This is a genomic window from Crenobacter cavernae (assembly GCF_003355495.1).
Classification (GTDB): domain Bacteria; phylum Pseudomonadota; class Gammaproteobacteria; order Burkholderiales; family Chromobacteriaceae; genus Crenobacter; species Crenobacter cavernae.
This window is the reverse complement of sequence record NZ_CP031337.1, coordinates 1,266,831-1,292,157: the sequence shown is the minus strand read 5'-3', so window position 1 is coordinate 1,292,157 and position 25,327 is coordinate 1,266,831. Positions and strand designations below refer to the sequence as shown.

Sequence of the window (25,327 nt, the reverse complement as noted above, 5' to 3'; positions counted from 1 at the left end):
ACAGACCGGCAGGGGGCCGGCTTGCCCAGCGTCGACCATCCATACCCACACAAGAAGAGAGAAAACCATGAAGCCGAGCTTCTGGAAACGCCTCCCCACCCAAGTTTTCGACGCTGGAACAGACCGGCAGGGGGCCGGCTTGCCCAGCGTCGACCATCCATACCCACACAAGAAGAGAGAAAACCATGAAATCGAAGCTGACCGATTCGCCATCGATCGAACACGGCAAGCTGCCGGCGCGCCGCGCCGTCGGCCTGATCGCCGCCGCCGCCTTCGTGCCGGCGCTGGCGCACGCCGCCGACAAGAGCAGCGCCGAACTGGAAACGGTGAAGGTCACCGCCGAGGAGCCGGTGCGCGGCACATACAAGACCGAGACCAGCTCGATCGGCAAGCTCAACCAGAAACTGAAGGACATCCCGCAGTCGGTCAGCGTGGTGAACAAGCAGCTGATCAAAGACCAGGGCGCCTCGACGCTGAAAGACGCGCTGCGCAACGTACCGGGCATCACCTTCGCCGCCGGCGAAGGCGGCCGCACCGGCGACCAGGTCGTGATCCGCGGTTTCGCCGCCACCACCGACACCTATCTCGACGGCATCCGCGACTCCGGCCAGTACAACCGCGACCCGTTCAACGACGAGCGCGTCGAGGTGCTGAAGGGCGCGAGCTCGATGCTGTTCGGCCGCGGCTCGACCGGCGGCGTGGTCAACCAGGTGAGCAAGACGCCGTTCGCCGGCGAAAAGATCGAGGGCAACCTGACCGTCGGCACCAACGACTTCCAGCGCGTGACCTTCGACGTCAACCAGGCGTTCAGCGACACCGCCGCCGCGCGTCTTAACCTGATGGCGACCAACGACGGCAGCGACCGCGGCCCGGTCGAGAACACGCGCTGGGGCATCGCGCCGTCGGTCGCCTTCGGCCTCGGCGAGCCGCTGACGCTGACGCTGTCCGCCTTCCACATGGAAGAGAACAACGTGCCGGACTACGGCGTGCCGTACGATCCGAACACCAAGCGCCCTATCGACGTCGACCGCAAGAAGTTCTACGGTTTCAATAGCGATTTCGAGGACACCGTCACCGACATGGCGACCGCCAAGCTGAGCTACAAGTTCAGCGACGACACCTCGATCACCAACCAGCTGCGCTACAGCCGCTTCGAACGCGACGTCTCGCCGACCGCTGCGCGACTGGTCGGTGCCACCGCCGGCGTGCCGGTCACCGACGCCACCACGCTGCGCCGCAGCAAGCCGATGCGCGACGGCGTCGACGACGCGTGGGTCAACCAGACCGACTTCGTCACCAAGTTCGACACCGGCACGCTGCGCCACACCGTGCTGGCCGGCATGGAGCTGATCAAGGAAGAATCCAGCACCAACCGCTACGCGCTGCGCAACAACCCCGCCAATAGCACCGTCGGCGCTGCTAGCCCTAGCGACCCGGTCGACCTGTCGCGCTACAAGTCGGCCAACACCACCTATGACGTGACCAACGTCGGACTGTACGCGATGGACACGCTCGAGCTGACGCCGCAATGGAAGGCGGTGCTCGGTGCGCGCTGGGACCGCTTCGACGGCGACTACCAGCAGAAGAACTTCAACTCGAGCGGCGCTCAGACCACCACGTCCGATATCAACCGCAAGGACAAGGCATGGAGCTATCGCACCGGCCTGATCTACCAGCCGGACACCGTTCAGAGCTACTACGCCAGCTACGGCAGCCTGATGAACCCGTCCGGCGCGACCTACGCGCTCGACAAGCCGGGCGAGAACGTCAAGCCGGAAAAGAACCAGAACTACGAGCTCGGCACGAAGTGGGACCTGATGGACGGCGACGCCAGCCTGCGCGCGGCGCTGTTCCGCACGGTGAAGTTCTACGAGCGCAACACTGACCCGCTGGTGCCCAGCCTGTCGGTGCTGTCGAACAAACGCCACACCAACGGCGTCGAGATCGAAGGCGCCGGCCGTCTGACCGAACGCTGGGAACTGTTCGCCGGCGCGACCTATATGGACTCGAAGATCGACGAGGAATCGAAAGAACAGCCGGGCAGCAAGGGCAAGATGCCGCGCTACACGCCGCGCGCGACCGCCAACCTGTGGACGACGTACAAGCTCACCGATGTCGTTACCGGCGGCTTCGGTCTGACCTATATCGGCAAGCGTTACGCTGGCGAAGCTGGCTCCACCGCCAACACCAACCACCTGCCGGCCTACACCACCGCCAACGCGATGCTGGCGTACGAGACCCGCAAGTATCTGGTGCAGCTGAACCTGAACAACCTCGCCAACAAGCGCTACTATGACGGCGCCTACGGCGGCCACGCCACCTTCGGCACGCCGCGCGAAGCGCAGCTGACCGTCGGCTTCAAGTACTAAGCCCGACGTGAGCCAAAGCCTCGGCCAACCCTCAAGGTTGGCCGAGGCCGTTTTCCCGAGCGACCGCGCTCAGGAAAACGAAAACCCTCAGCCAGCCCGCCGTCCGCCCAGGCGGCATCGGCCAAGCCAGCGAGCAAGGAAGACCCTCATGCTGTTACACATCCCCGACGTCCTGACCCCCGAAGAACTCGCGCGCGGTCGCGCGCTGCTCGAAAAAGCACAATGGGCCGACGGCCGCATCACCGCCGGCAGCCAGTCGGCGCAGGTCAAACGCAATAGGCAGCTGCCGCAGGATGCGCCCGAGTCGCAGGAACTGGCCAAGATGGTCGACGCGGCGGTCCGGCGCAGCGGCCTGTTCTTCTCGGCGGCGCTGCCCAAGACCATCTTCCCGCCGCTGTTCAACCGCTACCAGGGCGGCATGGACTTCGGCAACCATGTCGACAACGCGGTGCGCGCCGACCCGTTCACCGGCGCCTGGGTGCGCACCGACGTGTCGTGCACGCTGTTCTTCACCGGCCCCGACGAGTACGACGGCGGCGAGCTGGTGGTCGAGGACAGCTACGGGCTGCACAAGGTGAAGCTGCCGGCCGGCGACATGGTGCTCTACCCGTCGACCAGCCTGCACCGCGTCGCGCCGGTCACGCAGGGTGCGCGCGTCGCGTCGTTCTTCTGGGTGCAGAGCATGGTGCGCGACGACGGCAAGCGCAGCCTGCTGTTCGACATGGACATGGCGATCGCGAGCCTGCGCGACAAGCACGGCGACACCGAGGAGCTGATCGCGCTGACCGCGACCTACCACAACCTCTTGCGCCAGTGGGCCGAGGTCTGACGCGAGCTCGGCCGACCCGCGAACGGGGCGGCAAGTAGCGGGTAAACGGGAGAATGGCAAGGTCGGGACAAAAAAATCGGGGCAGCTCGCGCTGCCCCCAACCCCTGTTCAACCACCCTATCGCCCTAAGGGGCGGCGGAGGCTGCCTTCTTCACTTCTTTCTTCAAAGCCTGATGTTCGTGCGCCTTGCCGGCGTGAGTCCTGTGGATGATCGCCGGCCGTGAGGCGACCGGCGTTTCCGGCGGCTTGACCACCGCACCCCCGGCGTTGGAGCACATCCCCAGCGCCGTCAGGGCAGTCATCCAGTTCATGACGCGCCACTCCTGTCGATCGAGCATCGGGGGCCTCACGGCACCCCGAACCACCATCATGCTAGCGCCACGCTTCGCCATGATCTGTGAGTCGCGTGTTTCCTTCCGTAACCGAATGTACCGCCGGGCCGAGCTTGGGCCAGGCGAGCACGAAGCGTGCGCCGCCCTCGGGACCCTCGTCGACCCGGACCTCGCCGTGGTGCGCGCGCATCACCGACGCGACGATCGCCAGGCCGAGCCCGTGACCGCCGGTGTCGCGCGCACGGCTGGCGTCGAGCCGCACGAAGGGTTCGAACACGTGTTCGCGCTCTTCGGGCGGGATGCCCGGCCCGTCGTCGTCTACGGTCAGCCGCACCGTGTCGCCGGCCAGTTCGAGCCGCGCGCGGATGGTGGTGCGCGCGTAGCGACGCGCGTTGCCCAACAGGTTGTCGAGCGCGCGCGTCAGGAGCACACGGTCGCCGCAGAGCGCGATCGAACCCGCCGCCGGCTCGGCCAACCATTCGAGCGACGGCGACAGCGCCGCCGCCTCGTCGACCCGCTCGGAGAGCCATTCGGCACCGTCGAAGGCGTCGGCCTCGAGCGGGACCAGCGGGCGGTCCAGCCGCACGTGCAACAGCAGCTCCTCGACCAGCGACTCGATCGCGTCGATGTCGCGTTCGATGCCCGGATGGCCGGCCGCGTCGCCGTCGAGCATCGCGAGCCGGTAGCGCAGGCGTGCGAGCGGCGTGCGCAATTCGTGCGCGACCGCGCGGATCAGCCCCTGCTTGCTGGCGATCGACGCCTCCATCGCATCGGCCATCTGGTTGAACGCGTGGCCGACGCGGTACACGCCGGAGCGCTCGGGCAGCTCGACGCGCCACGACCATTCGCCGTGCTCGAGCGCGCGCGCGCCTTCCTCCAGCGCCATCAGGTCGCGCCAGTGCGGCCGCATCCACAGGAACACCGGCACGGCGAGCGACAGGCCGACCAGCGCCAGCAGCAGATAGTCGATCCACTTCAGCTGGTGCAGGAAGAACAGGTAGCGCAGCGGGCCGGCGACCAGCATGTAGTCGCCGTTGTCGGGCAGGCGCTGCAGGAATTCGTAGCTGTTCTCGAGCATGACGATGTCGCCGCGATGCAGCGCCGCGAGCGCGGCCGCGTCAAGTTCGTAGGCGTTCACAGGCTCGATGCGCACCTTGAACGTCAGCCCGTGGTCCATGCGCGCGAGCGTCTCGCCCCATAGCTTTGGCGGCACGCCCTTGAGGTCTTCTTCGATCATGAACAGCGTCGCCTTCAACAGGTCGCCGAGGTAGCGGTCGCCCATGTCGCTGGCGGCGCGCTTGTAGACGAGGCCGACGCCGAGCACGGCGACGACGAAGCAGGCGATCAATAAGAGATAAAACTGGATGAAAATGCGGCGCATCGGGGGAATCCGGTGGGACGAGCGGGACTCAAGGCTTGGCCGGGCTCAAGGTTGGCCGAGCCCCGGGCGTGGCTCACTCCTGCCAGCCGGACGGCGACAGCAGGTAACCCTTGTGGCGCACGGTCTTGATACGGAAGGGCTCGGTCGGATTGTCGCCGAGCTTCTTCCTGAGGCGCGAGATCGCCACGTCGATGCTGCGGTCCAGCCCGTCGTACTCGACGCCGCGCAGCGTCTTCAACAGGTCGTCGCGGGAGAGCACCTCGCCGGCGCGGCTGGCGAGCATCCACAGCAGGTCGAACTCGGCGGTCGACAGCGTCACCGTCTCGCCCTTGAGCCTCACGTCGCGGCTGGTCGCGTCGATCGCCAGCACGCCGAAGGCGAAGCGCTTGTCGCCGCCCGGGGCCGGCGACTGCGCGCCGCGGCTCCTGAGCTGCGCGCGCAGCCGTGCCAAGAGCACCGGCGGCGGCGTGGTCTTGAGGATGTAATCGTCGGCGCCGAGCTCCAAGCCGAGGATCTGGTTCATGTCGCTGTCGAGCGAGGTCAGCATCACGATGGGGCCGGCAAACTGCGGCCTGAGTTCGCGGCAGATGGTCAGGCCGTCCTTGCCCGGCAGCATGATGTCGAGCATCACGAGTTCGGGCGGGTCGGCGAGGATGGCCGCCTGCGCGCTGTCGCCGCGCGGCTCGATCTTTACGGCGAAACCGTTGCGGCCGAGGAATTCGGCGATCAGAGAGGCCAGTTCGGCGTCGTCTTCCACGAAAATGATGCGGCTCACGCGGCCTCCTTGTCGGTTTGCGTCATACGCGAAGCATACTCCCGGCACCGCGACTTAGGCAGCGGCGGTTACGCTCGCTTAGACGGACGGGGGCTCTGTATCATGGCAGGCATTCCCAACCCGACCGGGTGCGCCATGACCCCCTCCATCCTCTTGGTCGAAGACGACGGCCGCCTCGCCGAACTGACGTCGGCCTACCTGGAAAAGCACGGCTACACCGTCGCCTGCGAGGCCGACGGCGCGGCGGCGAGCGCGCGCATCCTGTCCGAATCGCCGGCGCTGGTCATCCTTGACGTGATGCTGCCGGGCAAGGACGGCTTCGACATCTGCCGCGAGGTGCGCGCCGCCTACCCCGGCATCATCCTGATGATGACCGCGCGCGATGACGACCTCGACCAGGTGCTCGGCCTCGAGCTGGGCGCCGACGACTACATCGCCAAGCCGGTGATGCCGCGCGTGCTGCTCGCGCGCATCAAGGCGCTGCTGCGCCGCGTCGCGCCGCCCGAGGCCGCGCCGGACGCGCCGCCCGAATTCGCGTTCGGCGACTTCCGCATCAGCCAGGGCGAGCGCGAGGCGTGGCTCGCCGCCGAACGCATCGAGCTGACCACCGCCGAATTCGATCTGCTGTGGCTGTTGGCCAGCCACGCCGGCCAGATCCTCAGCCGCGACGACCTGTTGACCGAATTGCGCGGCATCGGCTTCGACGGGCTGGACCGCAGCATCGACGCACGCATCTCGCGCCTCAGGAAGAAACTCAACGACAACCCGGACGACCCGCGCCGCATCAAGACCGTGCGCGGCCAGGGCTATCTGTTCTCGGCGAGCGACTGGGGCGAAGCGCAGTGAGTTCCCGGTTCGAAGAGGGGCGCTGACATGCCGCGCAAGCGCTTCCTCTTGCCCGGCCGCTTCGAACAGCTCAGGCTGTTCGGCCGCTACTACCTGCGCATCGTCGGCAGCTTCTTCCTGTTGATCATCCTGATCAACGGCGGGCTGACGCGCTTCTTCCCCGAATACGAGCACGGCGACCTCGAACGCCTGCTGCGCGGCACCGTCGGCCTGGTGCGCGCCGAGTACCTGCGCACAAAGGCCGACGACTGGCCGGCACTTTCGGCGCGGCTCGCGCGCGAATTCGGCTACCCGATCCGCCTCAACCCCGAGAAGCTGCCGCTGTCGGCGCGTACCGGCCTGATCGGCCGCGACTGGGCGATCGACGAGGGCGAGGTCACCGCCTACCTGAAGCTGCCGCACGGCCAGACGGTGCAGATCGGCCCCTTGCGCGAGGCGCTGGTGCTGTCCAAGCAACGCCTGTTGTCGCCGGAGAAGACCGCCGAGCTGATCGCCACGCTGCTCTTGTGCATCGCCTTCGGCCTGGTGCTCTACCGCTGGTACCGCGAATTCTGGCGCGACATCGTCGGCTTGCTCGCCACGGCCGAGAAGTACGCCGCCGGCGAGTTTGCCGCCCGCCCGCCTCCGGCCGAGACCAAGCTGTTCAGCCCGCTGACGCGCGGCCTGAAGCGCATGGCCAGCCGCATCGAAACGCTGATGGCAAGCCGCCAGGCGATGAGCCAGGCGCTGTCGCACGAGCTGCGCACGCCGATCGCTCGCTTACGCTTCGGGCTCGAAATGTATCTCGACGAGGACGACGCGGCAGAGCGCGAACGGCAGCAGGCCGGGCTGATTGCCGACCTCGACGAGCTCGAACGGCTGATCGAGACCAGCCTCACCTGGGCGCGCATCCAGCGCGGCGACACGCGGCTGGCGCGTGCGCCCTTGGCGATCGCCCCGTGGTTGGCCGAGCTCGTCGCGCCGCTCGAACGCGCCGCGCCCGACACCGCGTTCACGCTGACGGTCGGCGACGGCGTCATCGCCACGGTCGACCCGGACCAGCTCGGCATGGCGCTCAGGAACCTCGTCACCAACGCCGTCAAGTACGGCGGCGGCACCGTCGCGATCGGCGCCGAGCGCGTCGGCGACGCGGTGCGGCTCAGTGTCGAGGACGACGGGCCGGGCATTCCCGAGGACGCGCGCGAACGCGTGTTCGAACCCTTCTTCCGGCTCGACGCCAGCCGCACCAAGAGCCGCGGCGGCTACGGGCTGGGGCTCGCGCTGTCGCGCGCGGTCACGCGTCTGCATGGCGGCACGCTCGCCGTCGACACCTCGCCCTTGGGCGGCGCGCGCTTCTGGATCGTGCTGCCCGACGCCGAGCCGACCGACCCGGACGCCTGAACCGCCTCTCCTCGCTGCACCAAGACCAAGCTCGGCCAACCGCCCTCAAGCTTGGCCGAGCCCCGCCGCACGAACCCGTCCCCGCTTTCCTGGCGTTCTTTTCCGACTCCAGGTGTTAAGCGACCGTTAATGCGCAAGCTTCCTTAACGGCTTCCCCCGCCCTCGTCACAGACCGTCACACAAGGTCATACAAGACCCGCATTCCACTCACACAGCACCCACAGACCGCCTTGCCGCCGCGCCCTAGACTGGCACTCATCGACAAGGCGCTCTCGTCACGGGCAGCCAGCCTTGGCAGTCAACCTTAAGCAAAGGACACGACCATGAAACTGACGCGCACCCTCTTGATCGCATCGACCCTCATCGCCGCCGCCGGCGCCGCCCACGCCGCCGACACCGGCCTGTACGGCTACGGCAACCTCGGCTACACCGACCAGAAGCCGGACGGCCTGAAAAACAGCAAGAACCGCGACGGTTCCGGCGGCCTCGGCCTCGGCTACCGCGTGAACGACAACTTCGCGGTCGAAGGCGGCTACGCCAACTACGGCAAGACCAAGGCCGACAACGGCGAGATCAAGCGCGACGGCGCGCGCGTCGCGGCGCTCGGCATCCTGCCGCTGAACGACAAGGTCGACGTGTACGGTGCGGCCTCGGCCAACTACCTGCACACCAAGGGCACCGTGAACGGCGTGTCCAGAACCGCCAACGACTGGGCGCCCGGCGTCGGCGTCGGTGTCGGCTACAAGCTGACCGACCGGGTCGGGGTGCGCGCCGGTTACGACCGCATCATGAACGTCGGCGATAACGCGCTGAAGAGCGACCTGAACGCGTACAACGTCGGCGTGACCGCGCGCTTCTGATCGCGAAGCTCACACCGAAGTCAGTCTTGTAAGACCCGTAGCACCCTGTTCGATTGCAGTTTCTCCTCTCCGTGTTGTGTGATTGCTGGGCCGGTCCGATGACCGGCCCTTTCTTTATGCGGTTTTTCAGGCCGACTCGAGCCAGCCTGCTGCCAGGAGGAAGGCCGCGAGCCGGTCGCGTTCATCCCACAGCGCGCGGGCCAGCGCCGTCGGGCTGGCTCCGCCGCGCGCCGCGTGTTCGAGCTTTTCGGCGGCGTCGCCGAGCGAGACCGCGCCGACCATGCGCGACGCGCCCTTGACGCGATGCGCGTGCCGCACCGTTTCGGGCGCATCGGCGGCCGCGAGCGCCGCTTCGAGTGCAGCCAGGTCAGCCTCGTTGGCCTGCCAGTATTCGCGCATGATCCTGGCCTCGACGGCGGCATCGCCCCCGCTGTAGACGGTGAGCGCCTCGCGTTGCAACGGCGGCGACGGCGGCCGCAATGGCTCGGCCGAGCTTTGCGGTTCTGCCCGTCCCTCTCCGGGCGGCGTCGACAGCACGTGCGCGGCGGTCAATTCTTCCTCGGGCGCTTCCCCGCCCATCCCCGTTGGGGCGAGCCAGCGCGCAAGGCATTGCGCGAGCTTGTCGAGCGTCAAGGGCTTGGTCAGGAAGTCGTCCATGCCGGCGTCGCGGCACGCCTCTCTCTCTTCGCTCGACGCATGGGCGGTGCAGGCGACGATCGGCACGCGCCGCCCCGGCGCCTCGGCCGCCCGGATCTCGCGGGCGAGCCGGTAGCCGTCGATCCGCGGCATGTGGCAGTCGGTCAGCACCAGGCTGTAGCGGCCGGCGCGCCACAGGCCGAGCGCTTCTTCACCGTCTTCGGCGGCGTCGACATCGAGGCCGAGCAGTTTGAGCTGTTTGACGATCAGCTTGCGGTTGGTCGGGTTGTCTTCGGCGAACAGCACCGGAGCGAGCCCGGCGAAGTGCGCGCGCGGCGCCACGCTCCTCGCGTCCTGCACGACCGTCTTCAGCGCCGCCTCGTCGGCGTAGGGCAGCGTCAGCGTCAGCCCGATCTCGGTACCCTGCCCCGGCGTGCTGTGCACGTCGATGACGGCGTCCATCAGCTCGGCCAACCTTCTGCAGACGGCGAGCCCCAGCCCGGTACCGCCGAAGCGGCGCGTGGTGTCAGATTCGGCCTGCGTGAACGGCTCGAACACGCGGGCCAGGCTCTCATCGCTCATGCCGATGCCGGTGTCGGTGACCGAAAAGCGCAGCGTCTGCCCCTTATCGTCGTGCGCGACGCGGCGCACCGCGATCTCGACGCGGCCGCTCGGCGTGAACTTGATCGCGTTGCCGACGAAGTTGTTGAGCACCTGGCCGAGCCGGAACGCGTCGGCCTCGACGACCGGCGCGATCTCGGGATCGACCCAGCGCATCAGCCACAGTCCCTTTCGCGACGCGTTCTCGGCGTGCAGCGCGTGCACCTTTTTCACGAGTTCCGGTACTGACATCGGCTCCGGCACGATCTCGAGCCGGCCGGCTTCTATCTTTGAAAAGTCGAGAATGTCGTCGATCAAGCGCAAAAGGGAGCGCGCCGACTCATCGACGGTGGCGAGCGTGTCGCGCTGTTCTTCGTCGAGCGGGGTCAGCGACAACAATTCGAGCATGCCGATCACGCCGTTCATCGGCGTGCGGATCTCGTGGCTCATCGCGGCGAGGAAGGCGCTCTTGGCGACGCTGGCCGCGTCGGCGTCTTCCTTCGCCTGCTCGAGCATCGCCTCGTGGCGCTTCTGTTCGGTCATGTCCAGGCAGACGAGCGCGAAGCCGAGTTCGGGATGGGCGGTGTCGAGCGGCCGCGCCTGCAGCAGCGCCCAGAACGGCTCGCCGTTGAGACGCCGGCAGTGGAATTCGACGGCCTCGACCTCGTCGTTTTGCAGGGAACGCGCCAGAAGCTCGACCAGCCTAGGCCAATCATCGGCGTTCTCGAGCAGGTCGATCAGCCGCGTCTCGAGCAGCTCGTCCTCTTGCGCGTCGAAGATCTCGCCGGCGCGCGGGTTGGCGCGGCGTATCGTTTCTTCCTGCACGATCAACAGGCCGACCGGCGACGCGAGGAAGATCGCCGCCTCCTCGCGCAGCACCTGCCTCAGATGCGCCTCGGACGCGAGCCGCGCGTCTTCCTCCTTGAAGAAGGCGACGATATTGGCCCAAGAGCCGAGCAGCGGCTCGAGCTCGGCGATCAGTTCCGAGTCGAAGCCGCCGGGGCGGTCGGCCATGCCGAGCATCGCGACGACGCGGCCGTTCACCAAGACCGGCAGCACGAGGCAGTTGGCGAAGGGCGGCTCATCGTGCGGCAGCGCGGCAGTGAGCTCGGCCAAGCTTGCGCCGCCGTTGAGGATGACCGGCTTGCCGTCGATCAACGCCGTGCCGAACAGGCCGCCGGTGCCGGCAATCAGCTGGCCCGGCTGCCATTGCGGCACGTAGGGCAGCACCTTGCCCGGCCGGCCGGCAAAGTCGTTCAGTTGCAGCGCCGGCGCGCCGTCGGGCAGCGCGCACGCGGTCGCGACGAAGGCGTAGTCGCAGCCGCCGACGTCGGTCAGCACCGACAGGAAGTCGCGGTAGACCCTGCTGCGCCGGCCGTGCGTGAAGATGTGGTTCTGCACCTGGCAGACCGCGCCGATCAGCGCGAGGCTGCGCGACAAGGAGCGTTCGGCGAGCGAGCGCTGGTGCACGTCGCGCACGATGATCAACACGCCCATCGTCTTGCCGGTGGCGATGGGGCTGGCGGTGACGCTGACGTAGAGGCCGCCGGTGTCGGGCGCAAGCAGGGTGTCGAACTTGAGCTCGGACAGCGTATGCGGCAGCACCGAAAGGACGGTGCGTTCGGCCTCGGACAGTTCGAGCAGGTGCGCCAGGGGTTGGCCGAGCAGCGCCGGCAGCGGCACGCCGAACAGGCGCTCGGCGCCGGGGTTGGCCATCAGGATGGCTAGCCTGTCGTCGAGGGTGAGGATGGCGTCGCTGGTCGACTCGAGGATCAGCTGCAGCCGGCGCAAGGGGGCGAGCACATAGCGGCGCAGGCCGAACACGGTGAACAGCGTGATCGCGGCGCACAAGACGAGCAACGCGCCGTCGTAGCGTGCTTCGGATAGCGATTCGGCGACCGCGGCGGCGTACACGGCGCCGGTGAAGTGCTCCGCCGCCTCGTGCACCCGGCGCACCTCGCCGGTCGCCGCGTCAAGCAGCTTGAGGAAAGACGCCGCGTCGGGCGGCTGGCGCGCCGCCTCGGCGGCTTCGAAGTCCTCGCTGCCGCGCTCGAAGGCGACGTAGGCGTCGCCGAGGCGGCGTACGGTACGTAACAGCTCCGGATCGGCGGTCATGTCGGCGTCGCGCCGCAGCAGTTCCCAGCTGACGCTGGCGCGTTCGCCGGCGGTCAGCAGCGCGGCGGCGTCGACATCGTTGGCCGGGCGGCCGAGCTTTGCCAACACCATCAGGCCGACCGCCTTCTGGTCGAGATAATTGCGCAAGCGCCAGACGTTGAGCTGCACGTCGCCGACGCGTCCGACCGTCGCGCCATGGCCGCTGGCGAGCTGCAGGCTCGCGCGCGCGACCAGGCTCTCGACCGCGTCGAGCAGGTGGCTGGCGCTCAGCGTGTGGGCGAACGCGAGGTTCTGGTCGCGGCCGTGCAGCGGGTCAGCCAGCTGCCGGGCGACTTCGCCGGCCAGTCCTTGCAGGTGGAGGCGCAGGCGTTGCACCTCGGCGATCGCCGGCCCGCTGTCCGGATCGGCGCGCCGCATCCGTGCCAGCGCCTGCCCTAAGGCGTCCTCGGCGCGTTGCCGGTCTCTTTGCCAATGCTCGATGTCGGCGGCGATACGCCTGTCGTTCGCCAGCAGCAGCCGGGTGCGGCCGCGCACCGTCGCGTAGGCGTCGAGCGCGTGATACAGCGCCTGATTGGCCTCGTTGATCGCCGCGCGCTGGCGCGCCATACGGTATTCGCCGCGTTCGTGCCACAAGCCGAAGGCGAGCACCAGGATCAAGGCCGCCCCCATCAGTCCGGTCAGATAGACCGCCCACAGCCCGATGCTGTGCGTGGTCGCCGGGCGGAACAGCTTAAGCCGTCTCATCGCCGTTCCTCCTCAGGCCGGGGCGTCCTCGTCCTCGATCACGAGTTCTGCGACGCCGAACCGCTCTGGCCGCTCGCGCAGCACCGCCAGTTGCGCGGCGGTGATGCGCTTGCCGCGCCTGAGCAGCAGGCGGCCGGTCGGCGAGACGAGGTCCTCGGCCAACAGCGCGTCCTGCCCGACGTCTGACAGGCTCTGCGGCCGCGCGCGCTCGAAGCAGGCATCGTCGGCCAGCACCAGCGCCGGCCCGATCTCGCCGAGGCGGAAGCCGTGCGAGCGGTCGTATTCGGAGCCGGTGGCGATATGGGCGTAGCGGAACGGGTCGGGCGCCGGACGCGGCCGCGTCAGCGCGAATCCGAGCGCCTTTTCGATGTCGACCGGCTTGGGCGGCTTGACGACGAAGCCGTCGGCGTCGAGGCCGGCGGCGAGTTCGACGTTGTGGCGCTCGGCGTGGCCGGAGAGAAAGATGAAAGGCACGTTGGACGGCGTCGCGAGCGGCCGCCCCATGCGCAGTTCTTTCAGCAAGTCGAGGCCGTTCAAGGGCAGCATGCTGATGTCGCACAGTACGACGTCGACGGCGCGCACGTTGAGCGAGCGCAGCGCCGACAGGCCGTCGACCGACTGATGCACGTGGTCGGCGGCGAAGCCCAGCCCCTTGAGCAGCGGCACGAGCAGCGAGCGCACCAGCGTCTGGTCGTCGACGACGAGGATGGATAGCTTGGAGTAGTCGAGCATGGCGGCCTCCCGACGCGCCGCAGGAATAGCCCCACGGCGTAACGCATAACCTATTTATATGCCATGCGTGTCGTGAAGAAAGCCCGGAAGCTCGACGACGTTGGCCGAGCGCTTACGACTGGCCGACGAAGCGGTCGCGCGCGGCGAGCAGGAACTGGTCGCGCAGCCAGCGGCAGTCGCTCGAATGGTGGGTGCGGTCGTGCCACAGCAGGTAGTAGTGCATGCGCGGAAACTGGATAGGCACCGACACCAGCTTCAGCGGCAAAAAACGCGCGTAGTGCTCGCTGAACAGCCGCGAGCCGGTGAACACCATGTCGCTCTCGGCGACGAGGTAGGGCGCGAGCTGGAAGTAAGGCACGCGCGCGACGACGTTGCGCTTGAGCTTTTCCTTCTTCAGGAAGGTGTCGATCACGCCGCGCTGGCCGACCGCGTACGGTGTCGGCGCGAGGTGGTCGAGCGCGAGGTACTCGTCGAGCGTCAGGCTGTCCTTAGCCATCGGGTGGCCGTTGCGCATCATGCAGACGATCTCGTCGTCCAGCAGCGGCGTCATCCTCAGGTGGCCGGGCGGCTCCGACCAGTTGCCGACGACGAGGTCGAGCTCGCCGTTCTCGAGCCCCTGGTCGTAGTCATAGCGGTAGCCTAGCGAATGCAGCACCAGCTGCGCGTCGGGCGCCTTCTGGCGCACGTTGACCATGAAGTCGCGCAACAGCTCGGGGCTTAAATAGTCGGGCGTCGCGACGTTGAAGGTGCGCGTGGTCTGCTGCGGGTCGAACGCGCTGTTGTGCGCGACGATGCTCTCGAGCTGGTCGAGCGCGCTCTTGACCGGCTGGTACAGCGATTCGCCGATATCGGTCGGCGTCATGCCGTTGCGGCTGCGCACCAGCAGCGGATCGCCGAAGATCTCGCGCAGGCGCTTGAGCGCGATGCTGACCGCCGGCTGCGACAGGTTGAGGCGCCGCGCGGCGCGCGACACATTGCGTTCGGACAGCAGCGTATACAGCACCCTGAGGTGCTGGACGTCGAGTGCTTCCCAGGTTTTCTTGCCAGACATCGTTCCACTTCCTCGCTTGGCGGCAGACACGCGCCAACCCGCCATGGTAAGCCCGATTCCCCTGCTCCGCATCCGGGTAACTACGTTCCCGGCCGCGCGCGGCAAAAAAAAACCTCCGGCTTGCGGCCGGAGGTGCCTATTTGGCAGATTTGCGTGGGAAACTTTATTCGGCGCCGGCGCTGTGCGCGGTGTGCATCAATTCTTTCTCGATCTCTTCTTCGGTCTGCGCACGGTTGAAGAAAGCGTTCAGGAGCACCGCCGACACCGCCGCCAGCGTGATGCCGCTGTGCGTGAGCGGCGCGGTCCAAGCCGGCAGGCTGTGGAAGAAGGTCGGCGCGAGCATCGGGATCATGCCGAGGCCGACGCTGATCGCGACGATCAGCAGATTGGTGCGGCTCTCGAAGTTCACGCGCTGCAGGATCTTGATGCCGGTCGCGGCGACCATGCCGAACATGCACAGACCCGCGCCGCCGAGCACCGCCTGCGGGATCGACGCGATGATCGCGCCCATCTTCGGGAACAGGCCGAACATCAACAGGATCACGCCCGAGCACGCGACCGCCCAGCGGCTCTTCACGCCGGTCATGCCGACCAGGCCGATGTTCTGCGAGAACGAGGTGTACGGGAAGGTGTTGAACACGCCGCCGATGATGGTGCCGATACCGTCGGTGCGCAGGCCGCGCGACAGATCGTCGGCGTCCACCTTGCGTTTGCACAGCTCGCCGAGCGCGAGGAACATGCCGGTCGATTCGACCATCACGACGATCATCACCAGCGACAGCGAGATGATCGAGCCGATCTCGAACTGCGGCAGGCCGAAGTGGAACGGCGTGATCGCGCTGAACCAGGCGGCTTCGTTCACATGGTCGAAGCGCACCAGGCCAAGCGCCATCGCGACGAGGTAGCCGGCGATCAGGCCTGCCAGCACCGACACGTTGCCGAGGAAGCCGCGGCCGAACTTGCTGATCGCGAGGATCACCACCAGCACCAGGGCGGCCATGCCGACGTGTTGCACCGCGCCGAAATCGGCCGCCTTCGCGCCGCCGCCGGCCCAGGTGATGCCGACCTTGAGCAGCGTGATGCCGATCACCGCGATGATGGTGCCGGTCACCACCGGCGGGAAGAAGCGCACCAGCCTGCCGAAGATCGGCGCCACCAGCACCGTGAAGATGCCCGACGCGATCACCGCGCCGTAGATGTGCGTCAGGCCGAGGCCCGAGTTGGCCATCGCGACCATCGGGCCGACGGCGGCGAAGGTCACGCCCATGATCACCGGCATGCGGATGCCGAACTTCCAGATGCCGAGGCACTGGATCAGCGTCACGATGCCGGCGGCGAACAGGTCGGCGTTCACCAGATAGGCGATCTCGGCGGGCGACAGCTTCATCGCGCCGCCGACGATCAAGGGCACGGCGATCGCGCCGGCGTACATCACCATCACGTGCTGCAGCGCCACCGGCAGCATCGTGCCCCACGGCAGCACCTGGTCGACCGGATGGACGGTATTTACGGCATTACTTTGAGTCGTACTCACAAGAATCTCCTCATGCTTTCCTGCAGTCTTTCCCGCCCCGGTCGGGCGCCCGCCTGGTACGGGGCTGCGACGTTGCGGGGCGGGCTTGCCTCAAGCCATCGGGGCAGCGCTGGGCTGCCGCGCGGCGGGACTCCGACGCTCGCGCGTCAGAGATGCCATTCCAGATTCAGCGTCGGCGCGGTGGTCTTCAGACCGAGGCCCGGCTGATTGCCGGTACCCGGATTGTTGCCGAACTTGTTGTGCCAGTACTCGTAGCCGACACCCGCGTAGACGGTATCCTTCTTGCCCGCCACCACCTGGCCGACGTCGACCATCAGCGAGGCGCGCATCAGGATTTCCTGCTTGGTGTTGTTGCCCTTCGTGCCGATATAGTCGGCGAAACCCTGGAACTTGAACGGTGCCGGGCCGACCTGGAACGGCGCCTTCCAGGCCAGGTTCAACTGATAGGTGTCGTCGAAGCGGATGTCTTTCGGCGTCGCGAAATTGTTGTGGTTCTTCTCGGTGCGGTAGAACACGCTGAAGTCGGCGAAGCCGTTGTTCGGCAGGCCGAACTTCACCGTCGGGCCGATCACGAACATCTGCTTTTGCGGAGCAACCGCGGTGTTCTTGGTGTTCAGGTCGAAGCCGCCGGTGAGCGCGAAGTCCTTGACCGGGCCGAACGAGAAGTCACGGCCGGTGACCTTGGACAGGTGCAGCTGGGTGCGGTAGGCGACGTAGATTTCCTGTGCGCCGCTGCCGCCGTCGCCGCGGGTCGCGCCGTTGGCCGGATCCTTGTCGTCCGACATCAGCACGTCGACGTTGAAGAAGTTGCTGCCGTAGGCGTAGCCGCTGGCGTGGCCGAGCTGGACGACGTTCTTCTTGACATCTTCCGGATTGTTCGGCTCGTGAAAATCGGTGCCGTAGCGGTAGCCGACGAAGGTGTCGCTCCAGGTCGCGGCCTGGGCTGCGCCGGCGCCCAGCAGCAGGGCGCTGCCGAAAAGGACGCTGGCCATGCGGGTATGGCTTTGCTTCATGATGGTTCTCTCTCCTTGGAGCTTGTAGACGCAGCTCGGTGGCGCTCGGCCACATGACTGCTGTTTTGTTGTGCAGCCGATACTAGCAAGGAGCTTGAAAAACCGTATTCATAGGTTTTATTACGTTTTTTTATATTGCACTCTTTTTACATCGAGACAGCATGTGATATCGGAATCAATTTCCGCATTGTGAAAACGACGGACTTCCATATAACAAAGGCCTCTTAGCGCATCCAACCGACTACGCTCCACGTTTTGCAGTGTTTTTAGTTTTACGCGAAGCGACCTGACTTATTAGAAAATACGCATAATCTGCACGAGACGACGCGCCGTTCAGGCACTTTTCCGGCGACGCGGCGAGGCACGCGGGCGGCAAGCGTGGCTTTCTTGCCACGCCCGACCAAGAAAAACGGCCCGACACGGTTCGGGCCGCATGCGGCGCTCGCTTTCGTCTTTCTCCCGCTACTTCGCCACCCCGGGCCCGGCCGTCGGCCGCCGCACGAGGCGCAGGCCGTTGGCGATCACCAGCGCGCACGGGCACGCGATCACCAAGAACACCAGCACCTTGTAGAGCCACGGCGCGGCGCGCTGAACGCGCCAGACGCGGACATGAAAAGGGGGCGACCCATGGCCGCCCCCTTTCCCATCCGCCCGCTCAGGCCGGCCGCCCCGCGCCGCCGAGCGCCTTGTACAGCGTCAACAGCGCGTCGAGCCTGTCGTTGCCGGCCGCGAGGTAACCGTCCTCGCTCGCGATCAGCGTGCGCTGCGCGTCGAGCAGGGTCAGGTAGTCGATCGCGCCGGCGCGGTAGCGGCCGTCAGACAGACGGTAGGCGTCGCGCGCGGCAGCGAGCGAACGGCCGAGTGCGTCGGTGCGCGTCGCCGTCTGCAGCCAGCCGTCGAGCGCGTCTTCGCCTTCCTTCAGCGCGGCCAGCACCGTCTGTTTATACGCGGCGACGAGCTCATCGCGGCGCGCCTTGTTCAGCGATAGCGACGCGGAGAGCCGGCCGCCGTCGAACAGCGGCTGCGTGAGGCCGGCCAGAAGCGAAGTCAGCACGCCGGTGCCGCCGCCCGAAACGGCCGATACGACGCCTTTCGCGGTCAGCGTCAGCTGCGGATAGAAGGCGGCGCGCGCCGACGCGACGTCGGCCTCGGCGGCGGCGAGCTGCGCCTCGGCCTGCAGGATGTCGGGCCGGCGCGTCAAGAGCTCGGCAGGCTGGCCGGCTGCCGGCGTCGGCAGCGCGAACGACGCGACAGCTTGCGTCTTGAGAGTAAAGCCCTGCGGCGCGCTGCCCGTCAGCACCGCGAGCGCGGTCTTAGCGTCGTGGCGCTGGCTCGTAAGCAGCGCCTCGCCCGCGGCGAGGCTCTCCACCAGCTGCCTCTGCTGCGCGACGGCGACGTCGTCGACCGCGCCGAGACGCCGCTGCGCTCCGACACGCGTCAGCGTGTCGCGCGCGAGCGTGGTGTTCTTCTTCGCCAGCGCCAGCCGCTCGTCCAGCGTGCACAACTGGAAATAGGTCGACGCGAGCTCGGTCTCGAGCAGCAGCCGCGTGCCGAGCGCCGAGAAGCGCGCCGCGGCTAGGCTGGACTTGGCCGAGCCGCGGTCGGCGGCGAGCCGGCCCCACAGGTCGACCTCGTACGACACGCTGACACCGGCCTGACGGCTGTTCGAGGTGGTCGATGTACGTTGGGCTCCGCCCGAGCGGTTACGGCTGTTCGACACCGAACCGTCCAGACTCGCCTGCGGATACGCGTCGGCCTCGGTGGCTTTAAGCAAGGCGCGCGACTGTTCGATGCGGGCGAGCGCCGCGTGCCAGTCGAGGTTACCCTTGAGCGCCGTGTCCATCAGCCGGTCAAGTTCCGCGCTGCCGAACGCGCGCCACCATGCGCCGTCTTGCTGCTGCGCGCTGCCTGCGGTCGGCATCGCCTGCCACGCGGCGGCGACCTGCGGCCGGTCGACCCGGGCCGGCGCGATCGCGCAGCCGGCGAGCGACAGCGCGATCAGCGCGGCGGTCATCATCCTGAGTCTGTTCATGTTCTGATTCCTCATTCGGACGCCAGCGCGATCACCGGGTCGAGCTCGGCGGCCTTCTTCGCCGGCAGGTAGCCGAACAGGCAGCCGGTGAGAAACGCGCAGCTGAACGCCATCAAGGCCGGCCACGGGGAAAATGCGACGCTGACGCCCATGCTGCCGGCGATCCACGCGGTCGCCAGGCCGATCGCGATGCCGAGCACGCCGCCGAGGCCGCAGACGACGATCGCCTCGATATTGAACTGCATCAGGATGTGGCTCATCCGCGCGCCGGTCGCGATGCGGATGCCGATCTCGCGCGTCCTTTCGGTCACGCTGACCAGCATGATGTTCATCACGCCGATGCCGCCGACGAGCAGCGAGATCGCCGCGACCGACCCCAAGAGCACCGTCAGCGTGTTCTGCGTCTCGCTCGCCGTCTCGAGGAGGGACGCGGTGTTGCGCACCTGGAAGTCCTCGGCGCGGTGGCGGTCGATCAACAGTTTTCTGACCGCGTCCTCGGTGGCGGCGATGTCCTTCACGTCGGCGACGCGCACCGTGATCGTGCTCGCGTACGGCTTGCCGAACACGCGCATGAAGCCGGTAGACAGCGGGATGAACACGATGTCGTCCTGGTCCGAGCCGAACGAAGATGCGCCCTTTTCAATCATCACGCCGATCACCTCGAACGGGATGTTCTTGACCAGCACGTACTGGCCGATCGGGTCCTGGCCATCCTGGAACAGGTTGGCGGCGACCGTCTTGCCCAGCACAATCACCGGCGCGTAGCTCGCAAGGTCGGTGCGGCCGAAGAAGGTGCCGCGCGCGATGCCCCAGTCCTTCACCAGCGGGTAGTCCTCCCAGACGCCGCGCACCTGCGTCTGGTAGTCGGTGTTGCCGTAGCGCAGCGTCGCGCTCGTGCCGCGCTCGGGCACCACCGCCTCTACGTTGGGCAGCGACCTTATCGCCTCGGCGTCCATCGTCGTCAGCGTCGCGACGTCGCCGCTCGCGCGCACGCCCGGCGCGCCGGGGCGGACCAAGAGCAGATTGGTCCCCATCGCCGAGATGCGGTCGAGCACCTCCTGTTTGCCGCCGTCGCCGATCGCGAGCATCGCGACCACGGCGGCGACGCCGATGATGACGCCCAAGAGCGTCAGCGCGGTGCGGAACAGGTTGGCGCGCAAGGCGGTGAACGCCATGTGCAGCGCCTCGCCGACCTCGGGCCACATCGACACCGACGTTGGCCGAGCCTCGCCGTGCGGCACTGCGGCCGAAGCTCGGCCAACCTTGCCGCCGTCCGACTCGATGCGGCCGTCGCGCAGCCGGATGATGCGTTCGGCCTGTTCGGCGATAGCCAGATCGTGCGTGATCAGGATGATGGTGCGCCCGGCCGCGTGCAGCTCTCTCAACAGCGCGAGCACCTGGCCGCCGCTCGCGGTGTCGAGCGCGCCGGTCGGCTCGTCGGCCAATATCACCGGCGCGTCGTTCATCAAGGCGCGCGCTATAGATACGCGCTGCTGCTGGCCGCCCGACAGCTGGCCGGGCTTGTTGGCGGTTCGGTCGGCGAGGCCCAGTTGGCCGAGCAGGTCGCGCGCACGGGCGCGGCGCTTGTCGCGCGGCAGGCCGGCGTAGATCGCCGGGATCTCGACGTTCTCCTCGGCGCTGGCGGTCGGCAGCAGGTTGTAGCGCTGGAACACGAAGCCGAAGGTGTCGCGGCGCAGCGCGGCCAGTTCGTCGCGCGACAGCGTCGCGACGTCGACGCCGTCGACGAGATAACGCCCGTCGCTCGGCGTGTCGAGGCAGCCGAGGATGTTCATCAGCGTCGATTTGCCGCAGCCGGACGGGCCGAGCAGCGCGACGAACTCGCCGCGCTCGATCTCGACGTTCAGGCCGTCGAGCGCGCGGACCTCGGCGTCGCCGTTCGGGTAGCGCTTGACGACGTCCTGCAGTGTGATCAGTGCCATGCTCCTGTCCTCACATCGGCGGGCGCATGCCGCCGCCCTGTCCCTGGCGACTGCCACTCTGACCGCGGGCCTTGGCGGCCGGCGCGCCGATCACGAGCATCTCGCCCGCCTCAAGCCCCGATTCGATCGCCGCCTCGGTGCGGCTGGCGAGCTTGACGACGACGCGGCGCCGCTCGATGCCCGAGTCGGTCTTCACCCTTGCCGTGTAGGTCATGCCACCTGCCGGACGCAGTGCCGCGAGCGGCACCACCGGCAGCTTGTCGGCGCGGCCGAGCACGAAGAACACCTGCGCGGTCATATTGGTCATCAGCGCGTGCCGGAGGTTGGTGCTGTCGATCAACGCCGTATAGAGCACGACGTCGTTGACGGTGGTCGGCGTCGGCAGGATCTGGCGCACCTTGCTCTCGTTGCGCTGGCCGGCCCGGCCGAGCGTGGTGAAGTAGACCGGCATGCCGACGCTCAACTGGCCGACGTCGGCCTCGGCGACCTGCGCGTTCAGCGTCATCACGTCGAGGTTGGCGATGCGCAGGATGGTCGGCGCCTGCTGGCTCGCGTTCACCGTCTGGCCTTCGAGCACGGCCTGCGACACGACGGTGCCGGCCATCGGCGCGTAGATTTTCGTGTAGCCGAGGCTGGCAGCGTCGCCGTCCAGCGTCGACCTGGCCTTGTCGATCTGCGCGGCGAGCGACGCCAGTTGCGCGCGCGCCTCGGCGTCGCTCGATCTCGCCTCTTCCAGGAGTTCGTCGCTGGTCGCGCCGATGCCGTGCAATTCGTTCGCGCGGCGCAGCTTCTGTCTGGCGAGCAAGGCCAGCGCCTGCTGGCGCTCGCGCTGCGCCGCGAGGTCGGCGAGGCTCGCGCGGTCGGCGGCGACCTTGGATTGATACAGCGTCGGGTCGATCTCGGCCAACAGCTGGCCCTGTTTCACGAGGTCGCCGATCTTGAAGTGCACCCTGTTCAACTGCCCCGACACCTGGGTGCCGACGTCGACGTAGTCCTTCGGCTGCAGGCTGCCCAGCGCGGTGACGGTCTTCTCGAGGCGGCCGAGTTTTACCTCGTGCAGCACGAGGCCGGCGTCGTCGTCAGCGGCGAGATGGCGCCACGCGAACGCGGCGGCGATCACGACGACGGCCGCGATCAGCCAGCGGCGTATCTGCGGAGTTTTCATCGGGAATCCTGGTTTGCCGGGCGAGGGGCTCGGCCAACGTCAGAGCACCCCGCGCCGGCTCGGAGGCCGGCGCGGGGCGTGACGCTTAAGGCTTGGGCGCTTGCTGACCTTCGCCGTGCTTGCCGCCGTGATGCCTGAAGCGGCCGTGCTCGCGCGCCGTCTGGTCGAGCACCTGGCGCTGCTCGGGCGTCAGCGCCGCCGACAGCCTGGCGGTCGCGTCGGCGAGCTGGTTGAGATTCTTCGCGTGCTGGTTCATCCGCTCGGCCCGCGCGCGTAGCACGGTCGCCGCGTCGCCCTTCATGTCGGCAAGCGGCGGGCCCATCCGTTTGGACTGGTCGAGCACGACCTGGCTGTACGCCTTCCACGCGGCCTGCTGCGACGCCTTGATCTCGAGGCGAGCCGCCATGTGGTCGAGGCGTTTCTGCGCGAACGCGGCGCGGTCGGCCTCGCTGAATGCACGGTGGGGCATCGCGCCTTCCGGGCCGGGCTGGCTGAGGGCCGGCATGGCGGCGGTCAATAGGGCGGCGCCCAGCGCCAGCGCGCCGAGCGTGCGGGAAAATTGAATGGATTTCATGGTTTCGCCTCCTCAAGATGGAATCGATCGCATCGATCTGAGGCCATTAAAGCAGTGCGATGTGAATGGGCTTTGTCGCGGGCGCGGCTTTTTGTAAACACTGTGTAAAAAATCGTCAACGGCGCGTTACACGCGCGAACGCGCGCCTTTGTGCGGGTATCCTTAAGCGCATAGGCTTCTACCCGAGGACAAACATGCACGACAAACTGCTCGTCGTCGACGACGACCCCGAACTCAGGGCGCTGCTGTCCGACTATCTCGGCCAGCAGGGCTACGCCGTCACCAAGGCCGGCGATGGCGACGCGATGCAGGCCGCGCTCGAGCGCGAGGCGTTCGACCTCGTCATCCTCGACGTGATGCTGCCCGGCACCGACGGGCTGACGCTGTGCCGCGACCTCAGGGCCCGCTCGCGCCTGCCGGTGCTGATGCTGACCGCGCGTGGCGACGAACTCGATAGGATCATCGGCCTGGAGATGGGCGCCGACGACTATCTGCCCAAACCGTTCAACCCGCGCGAGCTCCTCGCGCGCATCAAGAGCATCCTCAGGCGCACGCAGGAGACGGCGAGCGAACCTTCCGCGCCGCGCGCGCTTTGCTTCGCCGGCTGGACGCTGGACCTGTCGGCGCGCCACCTGGTCGGCGCAGACGGCGTCGTCACGCCGCTGTCGTCGGGCGAATTCCGGATCCTGCAGGCGTTCGCCGAGCACCCGAACCATGTGCTCAGCCGCGACCAGCTGATGGAAGCGCTCGCCGGCCGCGAGGCCGACCCGTTCGACCGCACCATCGACGTGATGGTCAGCCGGCTGCGCCGCCGCCTCGGCGACGACGCGCGCGAACCGGCGCTGATCAAGACGATGCGCAGCGAAGGCTACGTGCTGACCGCCGACGTGGAGCGCCGCTCGTGAGACTCTTGCCGCGCACGCTGTTCGGCCAGATCCTCTTGGCGCTGATGGCCGGGCTGACCGCCGCCAACCTCGCTGGGATGTGGCTCAACCTCGACGAGCGCGTGCGCATGGGCCGCATGATGAGGAGCGAATACGCGGCGCAGCGCATCGCCGAGATCACTTCTCTTCTGAACGACGTCGCTCCGGGCGACCGCGAGCGGCTGGTGCGCGTGCTCGACGCGCCGCCGATTAGGCTTTCAACCATTGAGCCCTGGCAGACGCAAGCCCCTAACACAGGCGACGACGCCGCCGCGTTCGCCGCCAAGTTGCGCGAGAAGCTCGGCGACGCGACGCCCTTGCAGGTGCTGTCGATCCAGAGCGTGCCGCGCGCCGAGCGCTGGCACCGGTCGCCCGAATCCCACCCTCCGCACGCCGACGCTGCAAGGTTGGCCGAGCCGCCGCGACGCGAAGGCCCGCGCGGCGCGCCGCTGACGCGCGTGCTCGCGCAGACCCGGCTAGCCGACGGCACCGTGCTCACCTTCCGCTACTTCCTGCCCGGCCCCAACCCCGAGACGCCGCTGCGCCTCTTGGGCTGGCTCGCGCTGATCGGCGTCAGCGTCACGCTGCTGTCGGCGTGGGCGGTGCGCCGGCTTACGCGGCCGCTCGCGGTGTTCTCCGACGCGGCAACAGGCTTGGCGAAGAACCTCGACCAGCCGCCCTTGCCCGAGACCGGACCTCACGAGGTCGCGCAGGCGGCGCGCGCGTTCAACGCGATGCAGACCGAGCTGAAGCGGTATCTGGACACGCGCGCCGAGATGCTCGCCGGCATCTCTCACGACCTGAGGTTGCCGATCACGCGCGTGCGCTTGCGGCTCGAGGCCTTGCCCGACGGCGCGCACAAGGCCGGCATCGACAAGGACCTCACCGAGATGGACGCGCTGATCGACGACACGCTCGCCTTCCTGCGCGCCGGCAACAGCGGCGAGCCGCAGGCGAAGATCAACCTTAACGCGCTGATCGACGGCGTGATCGAGGACGCCGAGGCGCTCGGCGCGACAGTAGAACGCCACGGGCGGGCGGGCGCGCCGCTGACCGCGCGGCCGTTGGCGCTGCGCCGCTGCCTGGCCAACCTGGTCGACAACGCGCGCCGCTACGGCGGGCCACAGATCGACGTCAGCGTGGTCGACCAAGGCGACACGCTCGCGATCCTGATCGAGGACCGCGGCCCCGGGCTGCCCGGCGCCGACCGCGAGCGCGTGTTCGAACCCTACGTGCGGATCGAGGGCTCGCGCGCGCGCCACACCGGCGGCAGCGGGCTCGGCCTCGCGATCGCCCGCGCGATCGCGCGCGGCCACGGCGGCGACATAAGGCTCGACGCGCGGCCCGGCGGCGGGCTCTGTGCGCGGCTGACGCTGCCGATCGCTTCATAGCGCCTTCGCGAAAAAGCTCGGCCAACCTTTGGGAAGGTTGGCCGAGCTTTAACGACCCACACGCCTCCCCCCGTCTTTACGCTATGAAGAAGGGGCCATGAGGGA

20 protein-coding genes are annotated in these 25,327 nt (G+C 67.8%); 8 read left to right on the top strand and 12 right to left on the bottom strand.

Going from position 1 to position 25,327, the window contains the following annotated elements:
- Positions 1–185 precede the first annotated feature (185 nt).
- Both DWG20_RS06245 and DWG20_RS06240 read left to right on the top strand, forming a co-directional pair.
- Positions 186–2,369 (top strand): TonB-dependent receptor, encoded by a 2,184-nt coding sequence (locus tag DWG20_RS06245; RefSeq protein ID WP_115433005.1) that lies wholly within the window; start codon positions 186–188, stop codon positions 2,367–2,369.
- Positions 2,370–2,517: 148 nt separating this feature from the next.
- Entirely contained in the window at positions 2,518–3,198 is a 681-nt protein-coding gene (locus tag DWG20_RS06240) for a Fe2+-dependent dioxygenase (protein WP_115433004.1), read from the top strand.
- A 125-nt stretch (positions 3,199–3,323) separates the two neighbouring features.
- On the opposite strand, the gene DWG20_RS06235 is transcribed toward DWG20_RS06240, so the two are convergent.
- The 3 genes from DWG20_RS06235 to rstA form a co-directional block, all read right to left on the bottom strand.
- On the bottom strand, positions 3,324–3,509 hold the full coding sequence (locus DWG20_RS06235; protein WP_147289924.1) for a hypothetical protein: 186 nt from the start codon (positions 3,507–3,509) through the stop codon (positions 3,324–3,326).
- A gap of 61 nt (positions 3,510–3,570) precedes the next feature.
- On the bottom strand, positions 3,571–4,911 hold the full coding sequence (gene rstB, locus DWG20_RS06230) for a two-component system sensor histidine kinase RstB (protein WP_115433002.1): 1,341 nt from the start codon (positions 4,909–4,911) through the stop codon (positions 3,571–3,573).
- Positions 4,912–4,984: 73 nt separating this feature from the next.
- Positions 4,985–5,686: a two-component system response regulator RstA gene (gene rstA, locus DWG20_RS06225; protein WP_115433001.1), complete on the bottom strand. Its 702-nt coding sequence runs from the start codon at positions 5,684–5,686 to the stop codon at positions 4,985–4,987.
- 135 nt (positions 5,687–5,821) lie between these two features.
- On the opposite strand from rstA, the gene DWG20_RS06220 reads away from it, so the two are divergent.
- From DWG20_RS06220 to DWG20_RS06210, 3 genes are all read left to right on the top strand, one after another.
- Entirely contained in the window at positions 5,822–6,532 is a 711-nt protein-coding gene (locus DWG20_RS06220; RefSeq protein WP_115433000.1) for a winged helix-turn-helix domain-containing protein, read from the top strand.
- Positions 6,533–6,559: 27 nt separating this feature from the next.
- Positions 6,560–7,912, top strand: coding sequence for an ATP-binding protein (locus DWG20_RS06215; protein ID WP_115432999.1), 1,353 nt, complete (start codon positions 6,560–6,562; stop codon positions 7,910–7,912).
- 323 nt (positions 7,913–8,235) lie between these two features.
- Entirely contained in the window at positions 8,236–8,772 is a 537-nt protein-coding gene (locus tag DWG20_RS06210) for a porin family protein (protein ID WP_115432998.1), read from the top strand.
- A gap of 126 nt (positions 8,773–8,898) precedes the next feature.
- On the opposite strand, the gene DWG20_RS06205 is transcribed toward DWG20_RS06210, so the two are convergent.
- The 5 genes from DWG20_RS06205 to DWG20_RS06185 form a co-directional block, all read right to left on the bottom strand.
- Positions 8,899–12,867 carry an ATP-binding protein gene (locus DWG20_RS06205; RefSeq protein WP_115432997.1) on the bottom strand — a complete coding sequence of 1,323 codons (3,969 nt, stop codon included), beginning with the start codon at positions 12,865–12,867 and terminating at the stop codon, positions 8,899–8,901.
- Between the two features lie 12 nt (positions 12,868–12,879).
- Positions 12,880–13,599, bottom strand: coding sequence for a response regulator (locus tag DWG20_RS06200; RefSeq protein ID WP_115432996.1), 720 nt, complete (start codon positions 13,597–13,599; stop codon positions 12,880–12,882).
- A 112-nt stretch (positions 13,600–13,711) separates the two neighbouring features.
- Entirely contained in the window at positions 13,712–14,650 is a 939-nt protein-coding gene (locus tag DWG20_RS06195; protein WP_115432995.1) for a LysR family transcriptional regulator, read from the bottom strand.
- A 163-nt stretch (positions 14,651–14,813) separates the two neighbouring features.
- A complete protein-coding gene (locus DWG20_RS06190; protein WP_220272024.1) occupies positions 14,814–16,184 on the bottom strand; it encodes a nucleobase:cation symporter-2 family protein in 1,371 nt (456 codons plus the stop codon).
- Between the two features lie 146 nt (positions 16,185–16,330).
- Complete coding sequence (locus DWG20_RS06185) at positions 16,331–17,197, bottom strand: outer membrane protein OmpK (protein WP_115432994.1); 867 nt, start codon at positions 17,195–17,197, stop codon at positions 16,331–16,333.
- Between the two features lie 433 nt (positions 17,198–17,630).
- Between DWG20_RS06185 and DWG20_RS16110 the strand changes: the two genes are divergently transcribed.
- Complete coding sequence (locus DWG20_RS16110; RefSeq protein WP_181880984.1) at positions 17,631–17,768, top strand: hypothetical protein; 138 nt, start codon at positions 17,631–17,633, stop codon at positions 17,766–17,768.
- A gap of 84 nt (positions 17,769–17,852) precedes the next feature.
- Here DWG20_RS16110 and DWG20_RS06180 read toward each other — a convergent pair whose 3' ends face one another.
- The 4 genes from DWG20_RS06180 to DWG20_RS06165 all read right to left on the bottom strand — a co-directional run bounded on the left by DWG20_RS06180 (position 17,853) and on the right by DWG20_RS06165 (position 22,908).
- A complete protein-coding gene (locus DWG20_RS06180; RefSeq protein WP_181880983.1) occupies positions 17,853–19,229 on the bottom strand; it encodes an efflux transporter outer membrane subunit in 1,377 nt (458 codons plus the stop codon).
- A gap of 11 nt (positions 19,230–19,240) precedes the next feature.
- On the bottom strand, positions 19,241–21,169 hold the full coding sequence (locus DWG20_RS06175) for a MacB family efflux pump subunit (RefSeq protein WP_115432992.1): 1,929 nt from the start codon (positions 21,167–21,169) through the stop codon (positions 19,241–19,243).
- Between the two features lie 10 nt (positions 21,170–21,179).
- Positions 21,180–22,334: an efflux RND transporter periplasmic adaptor subunit gene (locus tag DWG20_RS06170; RefSeq protein ID WP_115432991.1), complete on the bottom strand. Its 1,155-nt coding sequence runs from the start codon at positions 22,332–22,334 to the stop codon at positions 21,180–21,182.
- A gap of 85 nt (positions 22,335–22,419) precedes the next feature.
- Positions 22,420–22,908, bottom strand: coding sequence for a Spy/CpxP family protein refolding chaperone (locus DWG20_RS06165; RefSeq protein ID WP_115432990.1), 489 nt, complete (start codon positions 22,906–22,908; stop codon positions 22,420–22,422).
- Positions 22,909–23,102: 194 nt separating this feature from the next.
- Between DWG20_RS06165 and DWG20_RS06160 the strand changes: the two genes are divergently transcribed.
- A complete protein-coding gene (locus DWG20_RS06160) occupies positions 23,103–23,813 on the top strand; it encodes a response regulator (RefSeq protein ID WP_115432989.1) in 711 nt (236 codons plus the stop codon).
- Positions 23,810–25,222, top strand: a complete 1,413-nt coding sequence (locus DWG20_RS06155; RefSeq protein ID WP_220272023.1) for an ATP-binding protein — start codon at positions 23,810–23,812, stop codon at positions 25,220–25,222. Before DWG20_RS06160 ends, DWG20_RS06155 begins: the two co-directional genes overlap by 4 nt.
- The last annotated feature ends 105 nt before the right edge of the window (positions 25,223–25,327 follow it).

Bases quoted from the DNA above. Each gene is read 5' to 3' on its own strand.
- DWG20_RS06245 (WP_115433005.1), top strand. From the start codon at position 186: ATGAAATCGAAGCTGACCGATTCGCCATCGATCGAACACGGCAAGCTG.
- DWG20_RS06240 (WP_115433004.1), top strand. From the start codon at position 2,518: ATGCTGTTACACATCCCCGACGTCCTGACCCCCGAAGAACTCGCGCGC.
- DWG20_RS06235 (WP_147289924.1), bottom strand. From the start codon at position 3,509: ATGAACTGGATGACTGCCCTGACGGCGCTGGGGATGTGCTCCAACGCC.
- rstB (WP_115433002.1), bottom strand. From the start codon at position 4,911: ATGCGCCGCATTTTCATCCAGTTTTATCTCTTATTGATCGCCTGCTTC.
- DWG20_RS06220 (WP_115433000.1), top strand. From the start codon at position 5,822: ATGACCCCCTCCATCCTCTTGGTCGAAGACGACGGCCGCCTCGCCGAA.
- DWG20_RS06215 (WP_115432999.1), top strand. From the start codon at position 6,560: ATGCCGCGCAAGCGCTTCCTCTTGCCCGGCCGCTTCGAACAGCTCAGG.
- DWG20_RS06210 (WP_115432998.1), top strand. From the start codon at position 8,236: ATGAAACTGACGCGCACCCTCTTGATCGCATCGACCCTCATCGCCGCC.
- DWG20_RS06205 (WP_115432997.1), bottom strand. From the start codon at position 12,867: ATGAGACGGCTTAAGCTGTTCCGCCCGGCGACCACGCACAGCATCGGG.
- DWG20_RS06200 (WP_115432996.1), bottom strand. From the start codon at position 13,599: ATGCTCGACTACTCCAAGCTATCCATCCTCGTCGTCGACGACCAGACG.
- DWG20_RS06195 (WP_115432995.1), bottom strand. From the start codon at position 14,650: ATGTCTGGCAAGAAAACCTGGGAAGCACTCGACGTCCAGCACCTCAGG.
- DWG20_RS06185 (WP_115432994.1), bottom strand. From the start codon at position 17,197: ATGAAGCAAAGCCATACCCGCATGGCCAGCGTCCTTTTCGGCAGCGCC.
- DWG20_RS16110 (WP_181880984.1), top strand. From the start codon at position 17,631: ATGCGGCGCTCGCTTTCGTCTTTCTCCCGCTACTTCGCCACCCCGGGC.
- DWG20_RS06180 (WP_181880983.1), bottom strand. From the start codon at position 19,229: ATGAACAGACTCAGGATGATGACCGCCGCGCTGATCGCGCTGTCGCTC.
- DWG20_RS06175 (WP_115432992.1), bottom strand. From the start codon at position 21,169: ATGGCACTGATCACACTGCAGGACGTCGTCAAGCGCTACCCGAACGGC.
- DWG20_RS06170 (WP_115432991.1), bottom strand. From the start codon at position 22,334: ATGAAAACTCCGCAGATACGCCGCTGGCTGATCGCGGCCGTCGTCGTG.
- DWG20_RS06165 (WP_115432990.1), bottom strand. From the start codon at position 22,908: ATGAAATCCATTCAATTTTCCCGCACGCTCGGCGCGCTGGCGCTGGGC.
- DWG20_RS06160 (WP_115432989.1), top strand. From the start codon at position 23,103: ATGCACGACAAACTGCTCGTCGTCGACGACGACCCCGAACTCAGGGCG.